Below are 15769 nucleotides of genomic sequence, written 5' to 3' on the forward strand. Positions count from 1 at the left end.
GGGCAGGGCGTGGATCGACAATGTCCGCGCCGGAGGCGCGCTGTGCAAGCCTGGGCCGGCAGGTGCCTGCCGGTGTCACGGGACGGAGCAGGTCCGTCCAACACGGGTTTGACGGGATGGGATCGTGGGGCGGGCTCTGTCCGAGGCGGGCCCGTCGGACGGGCCTGTCTCGATGCTGGCCCGATGCGCTGCATCGGGCACGGAAGCACGGCGGACGGCATCGTCCGGCCGCGCGTCAGCCGTGCACAGGGCAGGGGTCAGGACGGCGTCCCGGTCCCCGACTGGCCGGACGGATTGCCGGACGGGGCAGCGGCGGCCTGGGCGGCGTCGCGGGCCTCGCGCTTGCGCGCGTCCTTCTCGTCCTGTTTCTTCTTCTTGGCGATTTCGCGCTGACGCTTCTCGAATGAGTAGTTTGGTTTGGCCACGGCTCAACTCGTTGGTGGAATGGAATCTGGGAAGGGTTCTCAAGCGCTCGCAGGCCGAACCCGCGATCGCCGACAGGCAGACATCGCCTGTCCCCCTGGGCGCGCATCGTCGCATAAAGTGGCGCCCAGGCTCCTGCCGGTCCCCTTGCGGGCGCTCGGCATGCGGCACTGGGACCGCGCGGAATCAGGACTTGCGGGCGCGCGGCGCCGGCTCCGGCGTCTTTGCGGTCGCGGGGCCGAGGTCGTCGATCTTGGTCAGCGAGCGGGTCACGCCCAGCACTTCGATGCGGCCGCCCGACTTGCGGAACTGGTCCAGGTCCGAGGCGATGCGCTCGCTGGTCACGTTGGCGCCGCGATCGTTGCTCTTGCGGCTGCCGAACAGGTGGCTGGTGTTCGATGGCGGGATGTCGGTCTTCTTCTGGCGTGGCATGGGGCTGCCTCCGTTCAATACAGGGTGAGGGGGATGCCGCGGGAAGTGCGCTCTGCGTAGTCCTCGCGCACCCCCAGGCAATAAGGTCCGGCCATGACGAAGCGGCGGCAGACCTGCGGTCGGGCGTCATAGATCGAGCAGCACATGCGGGCTTCGTTGATCGCCACGCACCAACCGTGTTCGTCGCGGGCCATGACGTGCAGGCCGGCATCGGTATACGTGGTGAAACGTTCAGGCACGCGGTCCTCGGGCTGCAGTACCACGGTCAGCCGGCAGCACACGGCGTCGCATTGGCCGCAATCGGCGTCGTCGTCCACATGCACGGACACGCTGGTCGCGGTAGCGCTCATGAGTGCAGCAGGCCGGCCGGCCGCGGGCCCAATGGCAGCAGGCCATCGCGCTGGTAATGCAGCATCCTGCCGCGCTTGCCGACGGTGTCCTGGTCGTTCATCGCGCAACGCGACTCGGTGACCGAGAAACCCTGGCTTTCCAGCAGGCGCGTGAACGGCGCGCTGTTGCCACGTCCCGGGTCGGTCACCAGCACCTCGGCCAGCGGACGTGCCAGTTGCGCGACGACACCGGCCAGCAGCACGGCATGATCGCGTTCGTACAGCACATCGCTGGCGATGATCATGTCGAAGTCACCCATGGTGTGCAGCGGCTGGTCCCAGCGCATCTGCCGGTAATTGACGGCGGGCAGGGCGTTCAAGGCCGCGTTGTAGGCCAGGAACGACTCGGCCAGCGGATGGATGTCTGAGGCCACGATCTCGGCACCGCGGCGTTGCAGGACCAGGCTGGCCAGGCCGATGCCGCAGCCGATCTCGAGGATCCGCTTGCCGCTGATGTCGGCGCCATCCATGGCCTGGGCAAGCAGGCGGCCCGACGGCCACAACTGGCCGAACAGGCTCCATTGCGCCGATGAGATGCCCAGGCGTGCGCCATGGCTGTCGGGATCGGCGAATTGCTGGCGGTCGCTGAGGACCCTGAGGTGGAAGGCGTGGCCGCCGACCTGGACTGTGAGATTGCGGGTGGCATAACCGGGCACGTCGCTTCCTGGGGAGCGTCGTCCCGGATCGCGAGGAAGCGGGACGATGACGCGTGGGTGGAAGCGAGGCGGGCGACGTTGAAGGTCGCGCGTGACGCGCGGGTCGAGCACGGCTCGAGACAGGCATGGTACCACCTCGGGTCCCCGGCCCGGCCGCCGGGGCGTGCGCCTGTTCATGTTTTCCGGTCATAAGCGCACCCGTTCACGACAATTCGACGACAATGGCGGTCCATTCATGCCGGTGTCGCGACATTTCATGAGAACGCCCCAGGGACTGCAGCCCTTGATCGATGACGGCATCATCGATGAAGTCCTGCGGCCGTTGAAAAGCGGCAAGGAAGCCTCGGTCTATGTGGTCCGGTCCGGCGAGGACGTCCGTTGCGCCAAGGTCTACAAGGACATGGCCCAGCGCAGCTTCCAGGCCCGCGTGCAGTACCAGGAGGGCCGCAAGGTCCGCGGCAGCCGCCAGCAGCGGGCGATCGGCAAGGCCAGCAAGTTCGGCCGCCGCGAGCAGGAAACGGCCTGGAAGAACACCGAGGTCGACGCGCTTTACCAGTTGATGGATGCCGGCGTGCGCGTGCCGCAGCCGCATGGCTTCTTCCATGGCGTCCTGGTCATGGACCTGGTCGTCGATGCCGAGGGCCACAGCGCGCCGCGGCTGGGCGAGGTCGAGCTGGAGCCGGCGCAGGCGCGGGATTACCACGCGATGCTGATCGGCGACGTCGTGCGGATGCTGTGCCAGGGCCTGATCCATGGCGACCTGTCCGAGTACAACGTGCTGGTGGCGCCCGATGGCCCGGTCATCATCGACTTCCCGCAGGTCGTCAGCGCCGGGGGCAACAACGCCGCCCGCGCGATGCTGCTGCGGGATGTCCACAACCTGCGCGACAACCTGGCCAGGTTTGCGCCGGAGCTGGCCGAGACCCATTTCGGCGAGGAGATGTGGGCGCTGTTCGAAAAGGGCGAACTGCGTGCCGATAGCGTCCTGACCGGTCATTTCGTGTTCGACCAGCACAAGGCCGACACCCGCGCCGTGCTGTGGTCGATCGAGGATGCCCGCCAGGAAGCGGTGATCCGCCAGCAGGGGCGCGAGGCCGCCGAACAGGACTGAGGCCCGCGTCGCGACACTGCGACAGGACGGGCGGCGATGCATCGTGCGGTTGCCGCGCCTACAATCGCGCCTCCGCCGGGCGTGGTCCCGGCCACGCGCGCTCCTCCGTGTCCTTTCTATCGTGCCCTCTCCATCGCGCATCTTCCGCGACAGGCGTGAGCCGCCATCACCGCCTTCCACCGCAGTTTCTTCACGACAGGCCGCCCGCCGCCATGCGCCGGTCGCCTGGATGCCAGACCTACCTGACAGGATTCCAGATGGCTCCCAACGCCACCATCTACAAACTCGAACTGCAGGTCAGCGACATGGACCGGCATTACTACGCCACCCACAACCTGACGCTGGCGCAGCATCCGTCCGAGACCCCAGAGCGCCTGATGGTGCGCCTGATCGCGTTCGCGCTGCATGCGGACGACCGGCTCGAATTCGGCCGCGGCCTGAGCTCGGAAGAAGAACCGGACCTGTGGCGACGCGACTACACCGGCGACATCCTGCAGTGGATCGACCTCGGCCAGCCCGACGAGAGCCGCGTCCGCAAGGCCGCCGGCAAGTCGCGCCAGGTGGTGCTGGTCAACTACAGCGGCCACGGCGCGCAGATCTGGTGGGACAAGGTCGGTGCCGGCTTGTCGCGGCTGAAGAACCTGACCGTCATCGACCTGGTCCCGGCCGATGTCGAAGCCACCACGGCGCTGCTCGCGCGCGGCATGCGGCTGACCGCGATGATCCAGGACGGCGAGCTGCAGTTGATGAGCGAGCACGAGAACATCGCGCTGACGCCGCGCATCAGGATCGCTGCCGCAGCCTGACGGCCAGCGGGGAGCGCTGAGCGATGCACGCCGGCCGGCAGGGCGTCAGGCTTGCGACCGGTCCCACAAATACGCTGACGCCGCCGGCGCGATGCCGGCGACGATCACGGCCATGACGGGCACGAAGGCATCGCACTGCACTTGCGCGACGCCCCGGTCGATCCCGGGCCCGCTCAGGCGAAGACGCGGAAGCGCTCGGCGTCGTCGACGAAGGTCTTGTCGCCGATCGGCGCCTCGTGCGAGCCGAATGGCATCTGCGCGCGCAGCTTCCAGCTCGACGGCAGGTTCCACTCGGCTGCGACGGCGGCATCCGGCAGCGGGTTGTAGTGCTGCAGGCTGGCGCCGATGCCGGCATTGGCGAGCGCGCTCCAGACCGCGAACTGGGCGATGCCGCTGGCATGCTCGGACCAGACCGGGAAGTTGTCGGCATACAGCGGGAAGCCATCCTGCAGCCCCTTCACCACGTCCTGGTTCTCGAAGAACAGCACGGTACCGGCGCCGGCCGCGAAGCCATCGATCTTGCTGCTGGTGGCGTCGAAGGTGTCGGCCGGGACGATCTTGCGCAGCTCATCCTTGACGATGTTCCAGAACGTCTGGCTGGACGGGCCATAGAGGATCACCGCGCGCGAACTCTGCGAGTTGAACGACGACGGGCTGAGCTTGATCGCCTGCTGGATCAGCGCGGTGACCTCGTCCTGCGATTGCGGGAGCGATGGGCCGAGGGCGTACTGGGTGCGGCGGCGGGAGATGGCGTCGATGAAGGCATTGCTGGTCATGGCGGACTCTTGGAAGGTGAGGGGAGTGGGAGGACGGTAGGCAGCCGGCGATTCGACCGGTGATTGCGCCTGAGTGTGGAGATGCGATCGCGGCGCAACGACCGGCTGCGATGTAACGGATCGTTCCAATGCGGATCGACGCCGCTGTGGCGAGGCCCGCGCGCACGCGCCGACGCTGTCGACGAGGCCATCCAGCGCTGTCCTTGCGCGATTTCTCGAATGCTGACGCCCGCTTGACCCCGCAGCGGGCATGCTCGGGACATGACATCGACATCGGGGAAACGATCCGTCCTGCGCACGTGGCTGCTGTTGGCCTTGCTGCTGGCGACCGCCGCGCTGGCATGGACCGGACTACGGGCAGGCTGGGTACAGGTCCCCGAGCGCTGGAATCCGTGGGCGCCGCTGCACCTCGACGAGACGCCCAACCTGTTGACGCAGTACAAGCTGGCGCGCGCCGCAGCCGATCCTGTGCTGTGCCGCGCGACCCTGGCGCAGACGCGCCTGCGCTACACGCCGATCGAAGACCAGCGCACGGCGCCTGGCTGCGGCTTCGACAACGCGATCCGGATCGCGCGCAGCAGCGTCGCCGTCGGCGAGCCCTTCGCGCTGAGCTGTCGGGCCGCGTTGTCGCTGGCGATGTGGGAACGCCACGTGCTGCAGCAGGCGGCGACGGCCTACCTGGGGCAGGAGGTCGCCGCGATCGAGCATTTCGGCTCCTATTCGTGCCGGAACCTGTACGGCCGCGAAGGTGCCCGCCGCAGCCGGCATGCGACCGCCGACGCCCTCGACATCGCCGGCTTCGTGCTTGCCGACGGCAAGCGCATCCGTCTGGTCAACGACTGGAAGGCGGTGGAGCCGGCCCCGCCTGCGGGCCGCGAGTCAGGCCATCGCGATGGATCGCGCGGCGATGACGTGCGGCCCTCGACCACGGACGGCGGCGCGGGTGCGGGACCGGCCACACCCGATCCCGCAGGCTTCCTGCGCGAGGTGCGCGACGGTGCCTGCCGTTACTTCGATGTCGTGCTCGGCCCCGACTACAACCAGGCGCATGCCGATCATTTCCATCTCGACCGGGGCGGCGGGCGTGCCTGTCGTTGAGGCCGTCCGCGCCGATGTCCCCCAGGGGATCGGCCGGATGGCGCCGTGGCCGCAGTATGTTCCCGCGATAGCAGTCATCGAAAATGCCGAAGTCTTCGTGCGTTTAAAACGCTGCCGAAGCACGCGTATGCGCGGGGCGACGTTTACAATGTTCCGTTCAGCCGATGGCATGCGATGGCCCCTTGGGCCACGCGGAGCGCAGCCGGTTCCTCCCTGGCCACGCCCGCGTCCCCGATGCCCTCCACCTGTCGATATTCCATGATGTGCCCCGCCATGCATCCCGCCATGCACCGCAAGGAGCTAAGCCAATGACCCCGGACCAACTGCTGTCGACCTACGGCCCCCGTGAATCGATGGAATACGACGTGGTCGTCGTCGGTGCCGGTCCCGGTGGCCTCGCCACCGCGATCCGCCTGAAGCAACTGGCGACGGAGCAGGGGCGCGAGCTGTCGGTCTGCGTGCTGGAGAAGGGGTCCGAGCCCGGCGCGCACATCCTGTCGGGCGCGATCATGGACCCGCGTGCGCTGACGGAACTGTTCCCGGACTGGAAGGAGCGCGGCGCGCCCTTGCACCAGCCGGTCAGCGGCGACCAGATCCTGTTCCTGACCGCCAGCGGCGCGATCGCGACGCCACAGGCCTTCATCCCCGACAGCCTCAACAACCACGGCAACTACATCATCAGCCTCGGCAGCGTGGTGCGCTGGCTGGCGCAGCAGGCCGAGGCGCTGGGCGTCGAGATCTTCCCCGGCTTCGCCGCGGCGGAGGTGCTGTACGACGACAACGGCGCGGTGCGCGGCGTCGCGACCGGCAACATGGGCATCGGCAAGGACGGCGAGCCGACCGACCAGTTCCAGCTCGGCATGGAACTGAATGCCAAGTACACGATCTTCGCCGAAGGCTCGCGCGGCCATCTCGGTCGCGAGCTGATCGCGCGCTTCCGCCTCGACGAGGGCCGTGACCCGCAGTCCTACGGCATCGGCATCAAGGAGCTGTGGCAGGTCGCACCGGACAAGGCGCAGCCTGGCCTGGTCGTGCACACGGCCGGCTGGCCGATGCAGAGCGACACCTACGGCGGCTCGTTCCTGTACCACATGGAAGACAACAAGGTCGCGGTCGGCTTCGTCGTCGGCCTGGACTACAAGAACCCCTGGTTGAGCCCGTTCGAGGAATTCCAGCGCTTCAAGACCCATCCGTCGATCCGCGTCCATCTCGAAGGCGGCAAACGCATCGGCTATGGCGCGCGTGCGATCACCGCCGGTGGTATCGGCGCGCTGCCGAAACTGGTGTTCGCCGGTGGGGCGCTGGTCGGCTGCGAGGCCGGCACGCTCAATGCCAGCCGCATCAAGGGCAGCCATGCCGCGATCAAGACCGGCATGCTGGCGGCCGAAGCCGCGTTCGTGGCCGTCGCCGAGGGCAGGGCGCACGACGAGCTGACGGCCTATCCCGACGCCTTCGCGCGTAGCTGGTTGCATGACGAGCTGCAGGCCTCGAAGAACTTCAAGGGCTGGTTCAAGAAGGGCCTGTGGATCGCGACGCTGATGAACGGCATCGAGCAATGGCTGCTGCCGAAACTGGGCATCCGCACGCCGCCGTGGACGCTGCGCCGCAAGACCTCCGACCATGCGTCGCTGGAGCCGGCGGCGCAACACCAGAAGATCAGCTATCCCAAGCCCGACGGCGTGCTGACCTTCGATCGCCTGAGCTCGGTCTACCTCAGCAGTACCAACCATGACGAAGACCAGCCCAGCCACCTGACGCTGAAGAACCCCGAGATCCCGGTCGCGGTGAACCTGGCCGAGTACGCGGGCCCGGAAGCGCGCTACTGCCCGGCGGGCGTCTACGAATACGTCGGTGAGGCCGAGGGCCGGCCGCGCCTGCAGATCAACGCGCAGAACTGCGTGCACTGCAAGACCTGCGACATCAAGGACCCGACCCAGAACATCGTCTGGGTGACCCCGCAGGGTGGCGGCGGTCCCAACTACGCGGGCATGTAACAGGCGGCGCTTCGCCGGCGGCGCCCCAACAGGGGCCGCTCAACAGGCACCGCCTCCCGCGGATCGGGCGCTTTCCGATCGGCGGCGGCCCGTGCGGCTGGTCTTGCCGCAAGCGGCATGCGCGTTGGAAAGCAGGCGCGGCCCGGATATCGCGTCCCATCGGGAAAATCCTATCCGCACGGGCTGGCTTGCCTGATGCAACCGCCTTGCGTCGACCTGCAAGCTGCAGGTGTCGGGTGGCATATGGAGATGCCCTGTGTCGGGTGGAGCAAGCGAGCAATGGCGGCCGTTGGGCATCGCCGTTGCCGGCAGCGTGGTGGCGGGAGCGACGTGCTGCCTGCTGCTGCCTGGGTTCCTGCCGATGTGGCTGTCGGCCGCACTGGCGTCGGCCGGGATGGCCGCGTGGCTGCAGGGGCGTCGGGTCGCGCGCGGTCTGGGTGCGCTGCTGCTGGGCTTCGGCCTGTGCGGATTGCATGGTGCGCACAGCCTGTCGCTGCGGCTGCCGGTGGAGTTGGAGCGGGCCGATATCGCAATCAGCGGCGTCGTCGTTGGATTGCCGGTGCACGAGAAGCAACGCACGCAGTTCATGTTCCGTGTCGACGATGCCACCACCATCGCCGAGCCGCTGCGCGGCCGGCTGTTGCGGTTGTCGTGGTACGACCCGCGTTCTCGCGTCGACCGGCGGCGTGCCGATGTGCTGCCCCACAGCCGCTGGCAAGTCACCGTCCGTGTCCGGGCGCCGCGCGGCCTTCGCAATCCCGGATGGTTCGACAGCGAGAAGCATGCGCTGGCCCGGCGTGTCGCCGCGGTCGGCTATGTGCGCACCCGCGAGGTCCTTCAGCGCGACGCCGAGGGGCGAGGCATCGATGGCTGGCGGCATGCGGTCGCCGGGCGCATCGAGGCCGCGGTCGATCTTGAGGGCGCGCGCTTCATTCGCGCGCTGGCCATCGGCGATACCCGCGCGCTGACCGATGGCGACTGGGAGGCGCTGCGCGCGACCGGGCTGACGCACCTGATCGCGATTTCCGGTTTCCATGTCGGCATGGTCGGCGGCTTCTTCGCCATGCTGGCCTCCGGCCTGTGGTGGCTGCTGCCCGGGCTGGGGCGCCGCCTGCCGCGACCGCAGGCCGCCGCTATCGTGGCGTTGCTCGGCGCCAGTGCCTACGCGGCGGTCGCGGGCTGGGAACTGCCGACCGTGCGCACGGTGCTGATGATCGCGGTGGTTGTGGTAGCGCGGCTGACGCGGCAACAGCTGCGGGTGTTCGACGCGTTGGCCCTGGCCGCGATCGCGATGGTGCTGGTCGACCCGCTGTCGGTACTGTCGGCGGGCTTCTGGCTGAGCTTTGCCGGCGTCGCCTGGCTGGTCTGGTGCCTGCCCGACGCGCGCGGGCAGTCGTTGCTGCGCGGTCTGCTGTCCTCGCAATGGGTGGCGACGCTGGGCCTGCTGCCGTTGACGGTCGTGCTGTTCGGGCAGGCGTCGCTGGCCGGCCCGGTCGCCAACCTGGTCGCGATTCCCTGGTGGAGCCTCGTCGTGGTGCCGCTGGCGCTGCTCGGGACCGGCCTGGAAGCGCTGTCCAGCGGCAGCGGCGACTGGGCCTGGCGACTGGCGGCCTGGGCGTTCGACACCAGCTGGTCCTTGTTCGATTGGCTGGCGTCGAGTCCGCTGGCCTTGTGGTGGCTGCCGGAGGCGCGCTGGTTCGCGTTGCCGCTGGCCGTGCTGGCGGCGTTCTGGATCCTGTTGCCACGTGGCGTACCCGGCAAGGTGCTGGCGGCGTTGCTGTGGCTGCCGCTGCTGTGGCCGGATCGGCAACTGCCCGCACCCGGCGACATGCAACTGGTCGTGCTCGATGTCGGGCAGGGATTGTCGGTGCTGGTGCGCACGGCCGCTCATGACGTGCTGTACGACGCCGGGCCCGTGGTGCCGGACGGCTACGATGCCGGCGAACGTGTCGTGGTGCCGGCCCTGCATGCACTGGGCGTGCGTCGGCTGGATGCCATCATCATCAGTCATGCCGATGCCGATCACGTCGGCGGGTTCGACGCCGTGCGGCGCGTCTTTCCGGCACCGGTGGTGTTCACACCGAGGCATGAGCCCCTGGCGGGCTCGTCGCCATGCCTGGCCGGCAGTGGCTGGCGCGTCGACGGCGTTCGGTTCCGCTTCCTGCATCCCGACCTGTACTTCCCGCCGTTGCGCAATCCGGCCAGTTGCGTGTTGCGGATCGACAGCGCACACGGCAGCGTCCTGCTGCCTGGCGACATTGATGCGGTCGTCGAGCGGCTGCTGGCCCATCGCGATCCCGAGGCCTTGCGTGCGGACGTGGTGCTGGCCGCGCATCACGGCAGCCGCGGTTCGTCCGATCCGCGCTTCGTGGCCGCGACCTCGGCCCGGCACGTCGTGGTGTCGGCCGGCCACGGCAACCGTTTCGGCCATCCGCAGCCGGCGGTCGTCGCGCGTTGGCAGGCGGCCGGCGCGCAGGTCCATGCCACGCCTGCGCAGGGGGCGCTGCGGATCCGTTTCGATCGCGCCGGACTCTCGGTCGCCGGGCAGCGCGACCGCCAGCGCCGGGCTTGGGACGCGGAACGGCTCACGCGAATGCGGCAGGGTACGGAGCCTGGGCTATCCTATCGCCTTGATTGAGCAGGCCGGGGCGGCCGGAGGGAATGCGTGCTGGAGCTGGTCATGGCGGGTGGTTGGCCGATGCTGCCCTTGCTGCTGCTGTCGGCACTGGGGCTGGCGATCATCGTCGAACGCTTCTGGGCGCTGCGCCGCAAGGCCGTGTTGCCGCCCGGGCTGGGCGCCGAAGTGCGCAGCTGGGCCACGCGCGGCCGGCTGGATCCGGCGCATATCGAGTCCCTGCGTGCCAATTCCCCGCTGGGCGCTTTGCTGGCGGCGGCGCTGGACGTGCGCCAGCGCCCGCGCGAAGAGATCCGCGAGCGCGTCGAGGACGTCGGCCGGCATGTCGCCCACCGCATGGAGCGTTTCCTCAATGCGCTGGGCACGATTGCCGGCGCCGGCCCGTTGCTGGGCCTGTTCGGCACCGTCGTCGGCATGATCCAGATGTTCCTCGGGGTCATGGACCATGGTGTGGGCGATGTCAGCCAGCTGGCCGGCGGCATCGGTAAGGCCCTGGTCTGCGCGGCGGCCGGCATGGTGGTCGCGGTGCCGGCGCTGGTGTTCCATCGCTATTTTCGTGCCCGGATCGATGGCTACATCGTCGACATGGAACACGAGGCCATCCAGTTGATAGACGTCATCGATCCGCGCGCGCGCCGGCTGGCGCCGGGCAGCGTCGCCACCCCGCTGGCCGACCCCGCCGCCGGGCAGGACTGAGTCCGTGCGTATCCGCGACCGGCGTGCCGAAGACGTGCCCGAGATCAACCTGGTGCCGCTGATCGACGTGATCCTGGTGCTGATCATCTTCTTCGTGATCACCACCACCTTCGATGCGCGTTCGGTGCTGAAGCTGGAGTTGCCGCGCGCGGCCGGTGAACGCAACGACACCCAGGGCGCGGCATTGAACCTGTTGATCAATGCCGATGGCCGCTATTTCGTCGACGACCGCGAAGCCTTGCGGACCGATGTCGAATCACTGAAACGCACCATCGCCGAAGTGGCGGGCGACGACCGCGAGCGCACCGTGCTGCTGCGGGCGGACGCGCGCACGCCATGGCAGGCGGTGGTGACGGCGTATGACGCCCTCGGCCAGCTCGGCTTCAAGCGCATCGCCAACGCGACCGCGCCCGAGCAGGCCGCGCAGGCGCAGGCACAGACCACGCAGGGCACGGCCGCCAGCGAACCACGCGCGCCCAAGGCCGCTGCAGGAGAAACACCATGAACCGTCCCAGCGACGACGCCGTGACCGTCGGCGCGTGGCCGATCTACAAGCGCCTGCTTGGCCATGCGGCGCGCTACTGGCCGCTGCTGGCGGTCGCGACCGTGGCGATGATCATCGAGGCGCTGGCGGGTGCGGCCTTCGTCAAGCTGATGGAGCCGCTGACCAATGACGGCTTCGTCGATCCCAAGCCCGGCATGGCGGTGATCCTGCCGCTGGCGATCGTGGTGATCTTCGTCGTGCGCGGCATCGCGACGTTCATGACCGACTACGGCATGGCGCGCACCGGCCGCAGCGTGGTCCGCGACCTGCGCGAACAGGTGCTCGGCAAATACCTGCGGATGCCGAGCGCACGTTTCGACGTCGAGTCGGTGCCGGCGATGGTCAGCCGGCTGAACTTCGATACCGAGCAGGTCACCCAGGCCAGCTCCGACGCGCTGAAGATGATCGTCACCGATGGCCTGACGATCGTGTTCCTGCTGGGCCTGATGCTGTACACCAGCGTCAAGGTGACGCTGGCGATGATTCTGATCGCGCCGCTGATCGGCGTGCTGGTCTGGTACGTCGGCCGGCGCTACCGCAAGATCAGCCGCGGTATCCAGGACGGCATGGGCGACCTGGCGCAAAGCGCCGAACAGTCGCTGGCCGCGCAGCAGGACGTCAAGGTGCATGGCGCGCAGGGGTTTGAACAGGCGCGTTACTCGGGGCTGGCCAACCGCATCCTCGGCCTGAACATGAAGGTCGAGACCACGCGCGCGATGTCGTCGGCGCTGGTACAGATTCTGGCCGCGCTGGCGCTGGCGGCAATCGTCTGGGTGGCCATCCGCGAGGCCCTGGCCGGCCGCCTGAATCCCGGCGAGTTCATGCAGCTGATGACCGCGATGATGGGCATCATCCCGTCGCTGCGGCGGATCACCAATGTGCAGAGTGTCATCGGCCGCGGCGTTGCCGCTGCCGAGCGGCTGTTCTCGGTGCTCGATGCCGAGGAAGAAAAAGATACCGGGCAACGCATCGTCGACCGCGTGCGTGGCGAACTGGTGTTCGACAACGTGGGTTTGCGTTACCAGCGCGACGCCGATGGCCGCGTCGCCCTTGACGGCATCAGCTTCCGCGCAAGGCCGGGCACGGTCACCGCGATCGTCGGCCGCTCCGGCAGCGGCAAGACCAGCCTGGTGCGGCTGGTGCCGCGCTTCTACGAGCCGACCTCCGGAACGATCACGCTGGATGGTGTGGCGTTGGACGACTACCGCCTGGCCGATTTGCGCCGGCAGATTGCACTGGTCGGTCAGCGCGTGATGCTGTTCGACGACAGCGTCGGCGCCAACATCGCCTATGCCGGCGACGCCGATCCCGCGCGCCTGCGCAGCGCCGCCGAAGCCGCCAATGCCTGGGAGTTCATCGAACGCCTGCCGCAGGGCATGGACACGCGCATCGGCGAGAACGGCGCGCTGCTGTCGGGCGGCCAGCGCCAGCGCCTGGCGATCGCGCGCGCGATCCATCGCGATGCCCCGATCCTGATCCTGGATGAAGCCACCGCCGCGCTGGATACCGAGTCCGAGCGCCTGGTCCAGGATGCCCTGAACCGCCTGATGCCCGACCGCACGACCCTGGTCATCGCGCATCGCCTGTCGACGATCGAGCATGCCGACCAGGTGCTGGTGCTCGACCACGGTAAGCTGGTGGAGCAGGGCACGCATGCCGAACTGCTGGCGCGCGGCGGGCTGTACGCACACCTGCACCGGATGCAGTTCCGGGAGTCGGGCGAAGCGTGAGCGTGCGCAGGGTGCCGTGCCGATGAGTGGACCGAAGAAGCGGACGCCCCCGGGCTACTGGTTCGACGGCCGGCTGCCACCGTGGCCGATGCGCGGGCTGTCGGCGCTGTATGCCGCGATCACCGGTCTGCGCCGTGGGCTCTATCGCCGCCGATGGCTGCGCAGCGTAGCGGCGCCGGTGCCGGTCGTCGTGGTCGGCAACCTGATCGCAGGCGGCAGCGGCAAGACCCCGTTGATCATCGCGCTGGTCGAGCGCCTGCGCGCGGCGGGCTGGACGCCGGGCGTTGCCAGTCGCGGCTACGGGCGCGAGCAGGCGACATCGCCGCGCTGGGTCGACGCCGATACCGAGACACGCCTGGGCGGCGATGAGCCGGTCCTGATCGTCGCCCGCACCGGTGCCAGGGTCCGCGTCGATGCCGATCGCGCGGCGGCGGCGAAGGCACTGGCCGCGGCCGGCTGCGACATCGTGCTGTGCGACGACGGCCTGCAGCACTACCGGCTGCGCCGCGACGTCGAGATCGAGGTCATCGACGGGCGTCGCCGCTACGGCAATGGTCGCCTGCTGCCTGCAGGGCCGCTGCGCGAACCGGCGTCACGTGGGGAGAATTGCGATTTCCGCGTGCTCAACACCGGCAGCCAACCGGATGCCGCCCCGGCGTTCGGCGAATGGCCGATGTGGCTTGCGTCTGGCCTGGCGACGCCGCTGGCCGGCGGACGCGCGCAGACGCTGGCGGCGTTCCAGGGCCAGCGCGTGCATGCCGTCGCCGGCATCGGCGATCCCGAGCGCTTCTTCGTCATGCTGCGCGGGCTCGGCATCGCGGTGGTGCCGCATGCGTTCGCCGATCACCAGCAGTACAGCGCCGAAGACCTCGCGTTCGGCAGCGACCTGCCGATCCTGATGACCGAGAAGGACGCCGTGAAATGCATGGCATTCGCGACGCCGCGGATGTTCAGCGTACCCATCGAGGCGCGCTTGCCGGAAGCGTTCTGGGTCGCGCTGCTCGACCGGATCGGCAAGCTGCGCAGCCCAGCCCGTCCGGCGTGATCCGGCCGTGGTTCAGCCCGACGCAGCAAGCCTTGCACAGCGGATGATCGCTTGATGACCCCTCGATGACCATCGCGATTCGCCGGGCATTGTGGCCCATGCCAGAATTCCCGGCATGACCAGCCCCGTCGGTTCCACTGCCTCCAGCGCCGCTGCGCTCGACTTCGTCGTCGCCATTCCCGCCCGCCATGACGCCACCCGCCTGCCCGGCAAGCCGCTGCGCCTGCTCGGAGGGACGCCGCTGGTGATCCACGTGGCCCGGCGCGCGCTGGCGGCGGGTGCGCGAGAGGTCTGGGTTGCAGCCGACGATCAGCGCATCGTCGATGCCCTGCAGGATGTCGGCGTGCAGGTCGCAATGACCTCGCGCGCGCATCGCTCCGGGACCGACCGCCTGGCCGAATGCGCCGACATCGCGGGTTGGGCGAACGACACTATCGTCGTCAACCTGCAGGGCGACGAGCCCTTCGCGCCGGCGAGCGGCATCCGCGCGACCGCGCAGTTGCTGGCGGGCAGCGACGCGCGGATGTCGACGCTAGCGACGCCGGTCATGGACCGGGAGACGCTGTTCAGCCCCAACGCAGTCAAGCTGGTGCGCGATGGGCAGGGGCATGCCCTGTATTTCAGCCGCGCACCGATCCCGTGGGACCGGGACGCCCTGGCATCGCAGGCGCCGTTGACGTTCCCCGGTCCCTGGCTGCGCCATATCGGCATCTACGGCTATCGCGCGGGGTTCCTGCGTGAGGTCGCGACGCTGCCGCCCGGTCAGTTGGAGCAGCTCGAATCGCTGGAGCAGTTGCGGGTGCTGGAAGCCGGGTACCGGATCGTCGTCGGCTTGAGCCCGGCCGCGTTCCCGCCGGGCGTCGACTCGCCCGAAGACCTGGAACGCGCCGAAGCGCACCTCGCCACGCTGTGTGCTTGAGCATGGCCGCTGAACCGATGCGGGTGCTGATGGTCTGCCTCGGCAACATCTGCCGTTCGCCGACTGCCGAAGGCGTGTTCCGCCATCGCTTCCAGCGGGCGGGCCTGGGCGCGCGCGTCGAATTCGACTCGGCCGGCACCGGCGATTGGCATGTCGGGCAGCCACCGGACCATCGCAGCGTGGCGACGTCACGGCGCCTCGGCGTCGACCTGTCCGGGCTGCGCGCACGTCAGCTGCAGGACTCGGATTTCAGCGATTTCGACTGGCTGTTGTGCGCGGACCGGCAGAACCTGGCAGATGTCCAGGCGCGCATGCCGGCGCATGCCCGCGCGCGCAGCCTGTTGCTGATGGACTGGGCCGGGATGGGGCAGGTCGAGGTCCCGGACCCGTATACCGGTGCTGCGGCGCAGTTCGAGGCGGTCTGGCACCAGCTCGATGCCGCCGCCGGGGCCGCATTGGCCCACCGCTTCGGTCATCGCCCGCAGCCGGTGTCCGATTCCCGCATAATCGACTGA

General features: G+C 68.9%; 16 protein-coding genes. 11 read left to right on the top strand and 5 right to left on the bottom strand.

Annotated elements, in window-relative coordinates:
• Window positions 1-257 precede the first annotated feature (257 nt).
• The 4 genes from ACYX7E_RS13830 to ACYX7E_RS13845 form a co-directional block, all read right to left on the bottom strand.
• The gene (locus ACYX7E_RS13830; RefSeq protein WP_462081174.1) at window positions 258-425 is read right to left on the bottom strand and encodes a hypothetical protein; all 168 of its coding nucleotides are present in this window, start codon (window positions 423-425) and stop codon (window positions 258-260) included.
• A gap of 184 nt (window positions 426-609) precedes the next feature.
• On the bottom strand, window positions 610-855 hold the full coding sequence (locus ACYX7E_RS13835) for a hypothetical protein (protein ID WP_462081175.1): 246 nt from the start codon (window positions 853-855) through the stop codon (window positions 610-612).
• A 14-nt stretch (window positions 856-869) separates the two neighbouring features.
• The gene (locus ACYX7E_RS13840; RefSeq protein ID WP_462081176.1) at window positions 870-1205 is read right to left on the bottom strand and encodes a YkgJ family cysteine cluster protein; all 336 of its coding nucleotides are present in this window, start codon (window positions 1203-1205) and stop codon (window positions 870-872) included.
• On the bottom strand, window positions 1202-1900 hold the full coding sequence (locus ACYX7E_RS13845; protein WP_462081177.1) for a class I SAM-dependent methyltransferase: 699 nt from the start codon (window positions 1898-1900) through the stop codon (window positions 1202-1204). The genes ACYX7E_RS13840 and ACYX7E_RS13845 overlap by 4 nt, the downstream gene beginning before the upstream one ends.
• 256 nt (window positions 1901-2156) lie before the next feature.
• On the opposite strand from ACYX7E_RS13845, the gene ACYX7E_RS13850 reads away from it, so the two are divergent.
• Together ACYX7E_RS13850 and ACYX7E_RS13855 are read left to right on the top strand one after the other, a co-directional pair.
• The gene (locus ACYX7E_RS13850; protein ID WP_462081178.1) at window positions 2157-3011 is read left to right on the top strand and encodes a PA4780 family RIO1-like protein kinase; all 855 of its coding nucleotides are present in this window, start codon (window positions 2157-2159) and stop codon (window positions 3009-3011) included.
• A gap of 257 nt (window positions 3012-3268) precedes the next feature.
• Window positions 3269-3817: a YaeQ family protein gene (locus ACYX7E_RS13855; protein ID WP_462081179.1), complete on the top strand. Its 549-nt coding sequence runs from the start codon at window positions 3269-3271 to the stop codon at window positions 3815-3817.
• A 173-nt stretch (window positions 3818-3990) separates the two neighbouring features.
• Here the strand turns inward: ACYX7E_RS13855 and ACYX7E_RS13860 are convergent, their stop codons facing one another.
• Window positions 3991-4593, bottom strand: a complete 603-nt coding sequence (locus ACYX7E_RS13860) for a nitroreductase family protein (RefSeq protein ID WP_462081180.1) — start codon at window positions 4591-4593, stop codon at window positions 3991-3993.
• Window positions 4594-4854: 261 nt separating this feature from the next.
• Here ACYX7E_RS13860 and ACYX7E_RS13865 point away from each other — a divergent pair, with 261 nt between their 5' ends.
• The 9 genes from ACYX7E_RS13865 (at window position 4855) to ACYX7E_RS13905 (ending at window position 15769) form a co-directional block, all read left to right on the top strand.
• Window positions 4855-5691 (top strand): extensin-like domain-containing protein, encoded by an 837-nt coding sequence (locus ACYX7E_RS13865; protein WP_462081181.1) that lies wholly within the window; start codon window positions 4855-4857, stop codon window positions 5689-5691.
• Between the two features lie 308 nt (window positions 5692-5999).
• Window positions 6000-7685: an electron transfer flavoprotein-ubiquinone oxidoreductase gene (locus ACYX7E_RS13870; RefSeq protein WP_462081182.1), complete on the top strand. Its 1686-nt coding sequence runs from the start codon at window positions 6000-6002 to the stop codon at window positions 7683-7685.
• 256 nt (window positions 7686-7941) lie between these two features.
• Complete coding sequence (locus ACYX7E_RS13875) at window positions 7942-10323, top strand: DNA internalization-related competence protein ComEC/Rec2 (protein WP_462081183.1); 2382 nt, start codon at window positions 7942-7944, stop codon at window positions 10321-10323.
• A 27-nt stretch (window positions 10324-10350) separates the two neighbouring features.
• The gene (locus tag ACYX7E_RS13880) at window positions 10351-11016 is read left to right on the top strand and encodes a MotA/TolQ/ExbB proton channel family protein (protein ID WP_462081184.1); all 666 of its coding nucleotides are present in this window, start codon (window positions 10351-10353) and stop codon (window positions 11014-11016) included.
• 4 nt (window positions 11017-11020) lie between these two features.
• A complete protein-coding gene (locus ACYX7E_RS13885; RefSeq protein ID WP_462081185.1) occupies window positions 11021-11521 on the top strand; it encodes an ExbD/TolR family protein in 501 nt (166 codons plus the stop codon).
• Window positions 11518-13290 (top strand): lipid A export permease/ATP-binding protein MsbA, encoded by a 1773-nt coding sequence (gene msbA, locus ACYX7E_RS13890; RefSeq protein ID WP_462081186.1) that lies wholly within the window; start codon window positions 11518-11520, stop codon window positions 13288-13290. The genes ACYX7E_RS13885 and msbA overlap by 4 nt, the downstream gene beginning before the upstream one ends.
• Window positions 13291-13312: 22 nt before the next feature.
• Window positions 13313-14335, top strand: a complete 1023-nt coding sequence (lpxK, locus tag ACYX7E_RS13895; protein ID WP_462081187.1) for a tetraacyldisaccharide 4'-kinase — start codon at window positions 13313-13315, stop codon at window positions 14333-14335.
• Between the two features lie 115 nt (window positions 14336-14450).
• Window positions 14451-15254 carry a 3-deoxy-manno-octulosonate cytidylyltransferase gene (gene kdsB, locus ACYX7E_RS13900; protein WP_462081188.1) on the top strand — a complete coding sequence of 268 codons (804 nt, stop codon included), beginning with the start codon at window positions 14451-14453 and terminating at the stop codon, window positions 15252-15254.
• Window positions 15255-15271: 17 nt separating this feature from the next.
• Window positions 15272-15769: a low molecular weight protein-tyrosine-phosphatase gene (locus tag ACYX7E_RS13905; RefSeq protein ID WP_462081321.1), complete on the top strand. Its 498-nt coding sequence runs from the start codon at window positions 15272-15274 to the stop codon at window positions 15767-15769.

The sequence above is a fragment of the Luteimonas sp. RIT-PG2_3 genome, assembly GCF_054902115.1.

Excerpts from the sequence above, each read along its gene's own strand:
- ACYX7E_RS13835 (WP_462081175.1), bottom strand. The coding sequence starts at position 855 with ATGCCACGCCAGAAGAAGACCGACATCCCGCCATCGAACACCAGCCAC.
- ACYX7E_RS13840 (WP_462081176.1), bottom strand. The coding sequence starts at position 1,205 with ATGAGCGCTACCGCGACCAGCGTGTCCGTGCATGTGGACGACGACGCC.
- ACYX7E_RS13850 (WP_462081178.1), top strand. The coding sequence starts at position 2,157 with ATGAGAACGCCCCAGGGACTGCAGCCCTTGATCGATGACGGCATCATC.
- ACYX7E_RS13855 (WP_462081179.1), top strand. The coding sequence starts at position 3,269 with ATGGCTCCCAACGCCACCATCTACAAACTCGAACTGCAGGTCAGCGAC.
- ACYX7E_RS13860 (WP_462081180.1), bottom strand. The coding sequence starts at position 4,593 with ATGACCAGCAATGCCTTCATCGACGCCATCTCCCGCCGCCGCACCCAG.
- ACYX7E_RS13865 (WP_462081181.1), top strand. The coding sequence starts at position 4,855 with ATGACATCGACATCGGGGAAACGATCCGTCCTGCGCACGTGGCTGCTG.
- ACYX7E_RS13870 (WP_462081182.1), top strand. The coding sequence starts at position 6,000 with ATGACCCCGGACCAACTGCTGTCGACCTACGGCCCCCGTGAATCGATG.
- msbA (WP_462081186.1), top strand. The coding sequence starts at position 11,518 with ATGAACCGTCCCAGCGACGACGCCGTGACCGTCGGCGCGTGGCCGATC.
- lpxK (WP_462081187.1), top strand. The coding sequence starts at position 13,313 with ATGAGTGGACCGAAGAAGCGGACGCCCCCGGGCTACTGGTTCGACGGC.
- kdsB (WP_462081188.1), top strand. The coding sequence starts at position 14,451 with ATGACCAGCCCCGTCGGTTCCACTGCCTCCAGCGCCGCTGCGCTCGAC.
- ACYX7E_RS13905 (WP_462081321.1), top strand. The coding sequence starts at position 15,272 with ATGCGGGTGCTGATGGTCTGCCTCGGCAACATCTGCCGTTCGCCGACT.